Raw genomic sequence first — 3365 nt, forward strand, 5'->3', positions numbered from 1 at the left:
CTTGCTCAATAGACTCTGTAATAGCCTTGCGTACCCGATCAGACAAACCTAGCGGATTTATGTTTGCACTATAATCCAGTACATCGGTTACTTCTCCCCGATGTTCCCGTGCCCAAGCATACACGTTGCCGCCATGAACATGATCATCATCATTCACTGCCATCATCTCCTGTTATAACAAGTCCGCCAGCAATTAATCTGACAGTTTTTAAATAAACAACTTCCGGACAGGCGCGGCCTATCGCACTAATACAAAGTTCATGCATAGCTTCTGCACAGAACATAACCCCCAGTACTGTGCCGCTATGTGCCACACAGACGCCCACAGCACCGAAATCCCGGCTAATGGTTATCACCTGTTCAAGACAAGGTTTGTATAAGATATTTTGATTGGCAACTGCACTCATTGTAGCGCCCTGACCAATAAGCCGGGCATCTCCGGTTCTGAGACCTTGTACTACCAGTTCAACAGCTACAGCAATCTGCTGCTCATTAGCTTTATTTAAAGCGGCTAAATCCTCGCGCGCATTAAAAGCCAGTGTATCAACCTCGCCACCAGCATCGAACACCGCAATCTTCATTGGCGGAGGATTGCCTAAATGGCGACGAATCTTTCCCTGCACATGGTCAAACATAACGATTCCTGGATAAAAAATTCCATCAGTAGGTTCAATGGCAAGAGCAATATCAGCGATTTCATCACATGACAGTCGTTTACCGGTAGCTGCCAGCGCAACAGCCTGACACACCGCACTGATATCAGCACTGCTGGAGGCCATACCTTTGCCTATCGGCAAATCAGATGCTATGGTTAGACCAAAATCGCCGGCAGCATTAAGATAGGCAAGCGTTTTCTCCGCAGCCGCCATTGTCTTAGGCTCAATACCTGCCAAATGGCCGCCAGGAATTATCGAGACTTCAGAATACCAGTCCACCGGACAGGTAATCAAAAAATTGATCCCATCTATCGTTCCCTGAACCAATTCACCGCATGAACCTGGTGCTTTAACTTTAACAGTCATATAAGAGTCTACCTTTCAGTAGTTGAATCATATTAGTGTTCTAAATCATAAATACGAGTAAAGCCGCTAACTCCGTGATCTCGGTAACAGCCCCGTAAGTATCACCAGTTAAACCGCCTAACACCCTAGCTAAGTAGCGTGCCGACATGATTCCGGCCAATACTGCCAAACCAGCACTAATGACGGCCTGCATCCCCAACGGAATCACGATGATAAGGGCTACAACCCCAGCCATAAGGAGAGTAGTACGGTCAGCATACTGGGCAAATGCCTTTCCCATACCTTCAGGGCGCGCATAAGGAAAAGAAGTGATACAAATAACCATAGCCATGCGGCCAGCAACTGGCGTAACGAGAAGGGCAGTTGTCAGTAATGCCGGATTCATATCAGTAATAAGCGAATATTTTAGCAATAATAAAAGACCAAAAGCCACTACACCATTAGCGCCAACTCGGCTGTCTTTCATGATTTCCAGTATCCGCTCCCGTGAGCGACCAGAAAATACGCCGTCAGCGGTATCCATAAACCCATCGCAATGCAGACCGCCGGTAAGTACAATTTGAGCAATAATAATTGCAGCCGCCAAGACATGCGACGGTAAAAACGGGCTAAAAGCATAATGTAAACCAGCTAATAACAAGCCGATAATGGCACCAATCAACGTAAAATATTTTACGCTGCGTCCAAAACTAGCTGGCGACCAGTCGGTTTGCTCCACAATGCGGATACGCGTAAGAAACTGTAGTCCTGTAAAAAAATCTTGCAAAGTATGATTCCCCCCACCCTAAATGGCTGCTCAGCATAACGCAACCAATTCTTTGCAGACAAATACAGCAATAATAAACAGAGTGGTAACTACGTACATAATTTGAATGGTCTGTTCAATATGTACAGGACGAAGTTCATGTTTTGCCTCACCCATATAGGCCCGAAATGAAGGCACTCCGCCGTAGTAGTTGAGACCACCCAGTCTCACTCCCAGCGCTCCGGCCACGCCAGCCTCTGAAAAGCCGCTATTAGGGCTGGGGTGTTTAGCCGCATCGCGCCTGATGGCCACCCAAGCACCTTGGGTATCCAGTCGCAGCAACGCAGCAGCGATAATAATTAGACATCCAGTAATCCTTGCAGGAATATAATTAAACACATCATCCAGCCGGGCAGCAACCATGCCAAACTCCCGGTATTTTTCATTTTTGTAGCCGACCATGGAGTCCAACGTGTTTACCGCCCGGTACAGCCAAGCCATCGGCACACCACCAATTATAGCATAAAATAGCGGCGATATAATACCATCAACAATATTCTCAGCCACGGTTTCCACCGTAGCCCGAGTAACCTCAGACGTATTCAGCTTAGCCGTATCACGTCCAACAATCCAGCCTACCTTAAACCTGGCCTGCTCTATATTCTCAGTCATCAGAAACCCGGCAATTTCCCGGCCGGCTTCTGCCAAACTGCGTGGCGTTATGGTAAATGCCAGCAGCAGGGCACCGCCGATGTATCCGACCCAGGCGTGAACAGCATGTAAAGCTGCTATAATCAGCCATGCTGTCCCATAGGCGGTTGCCAGCACAATAGCCACCAATACTCCGCCTGCCAGTTTTTTACGTATAGCCGAATGGCTGACATGCAGCAGCTGCCGTTCTAGCCAGGCAATAAAATTACCCAGCAGCACAACCGGGTGTAGTGATGTTCGCGGATCACCAATTAAACGGTCAATAATAATCGCACCTAATGCCATATAGTGTTCCATAACTACCTACCACCGGCTTCATGCATAATGTGATAAACTAAGTCCATATTCAAACTCTGGCGGACAACCTCTGCCAACCGGTCATAAGCAGCATGTTTAAGTGCCTGCGTATCCTGAAAGCTCCCCAGCGGTGCCAGCCCTCTCCGCACTCGCAGCGCGTCAAGCACAGCCCGCCGATAAGCATCATTATCAAAGATTCCATGCAGATAAGTTCCCATAACCAATCCGTCTGAAGAAACAGCACCGTCAGGTATATTCACTGGTTCACCGGAACGGGTAATAATGGTAAAAGCATGATCAACCGAGCTCAGAAACTGGGTACGACCCATATGTATTTCGTAACCTGTCAGAGTATCACCGCTAAAATTAATTCCTAAAAATTTATGATTGGCAGCCCTCGCTTGGACTTGATGGGTTACTTTATCAGCAGCAAAAACCGTAATACTATCAATCAGGCCTAACCCCATGACGGTTTCCATGTCTGATTCGGTATGGTCAGGGTCTTGTATTTCTCTCCCCATCATTTGGTAACCACCGCAAATACCGACAACGGGAGTCCCGCTTTTGACCAACTTAATAAGTTCTTGCTC

3 protein-coding genes and 1 pseudogene are annotated in these 3365 nt (G+C 47.5%); all 4 read right to left on the reverse strand.

Annotation, left to right across the window (positions count from 1 at the left end; all coding sequences use genetic code 11):
• Positions 1–149: 149 nt before the first annotated feature.
• The gene (locus AC29Z1_RS00225) at positions 150–1022 is read right to left on the reverse strand and encodes a GHMP family kinase ATP-binding protein (RefSeq protein ID WP_488269442.1); all 873 of its coding nucleotides are present in this window, start codon (positions 1020–1022) and stop codon (positions 150–152) included.
• 40 nt (positions 1023–1062) lie between these two features.
• Complete coding sequence (gene cobS, locus AC29Z1_RS00230) at positions 1063–1788, reverse strand: adenosylcobinamide-GDP ribazoletransferase (RefSeq protein WP_488269443.1); 726 nt, start codon at positions 1786–1788, stop codon at positions 1063–1065.
• Positions 1789–1818: 30 nt separating this feature from the next.
• Positions 1819–2775 (reverse strand): adenosylcobinamide-phosphate synthase CbiB, encoded by a 957-nt coding sequence (gene cbiB, locus AC29Z1_RS00235; protein ID WP_488269444.1) that lies wholly within the window; start codon positions 2773–2775, stop codon positions 1819–1821.
• 2 nt (positions 2776–2777) lie between these two features.
• Positions 2778–3365, reverse strand: a pseudogene (locus AC29Z1_RS00240) (cobyric acid synthase); the annotation flags it as partial.

Source organism: Sporomusa sp., from assembly GCF_057736855.1.

What these genes read in the sequence shown, in the direction of transcription:
- cbiB (WP_488269444.1), bottom strand. Translation starts at nt 2,775, where the DNA reads ATGGAACACTATATGGCATTAGGTGCGATTATTATTGACCGTTTAATT.
- AC29Z1_RS00225 (WP_488269442.1), bottom strand. Translation starts at nt 1,022, where the DNA reads ATGACTGTTAAAGTTAAAGCACCAGGTTCATGCGGTGAATTGGTTCAG.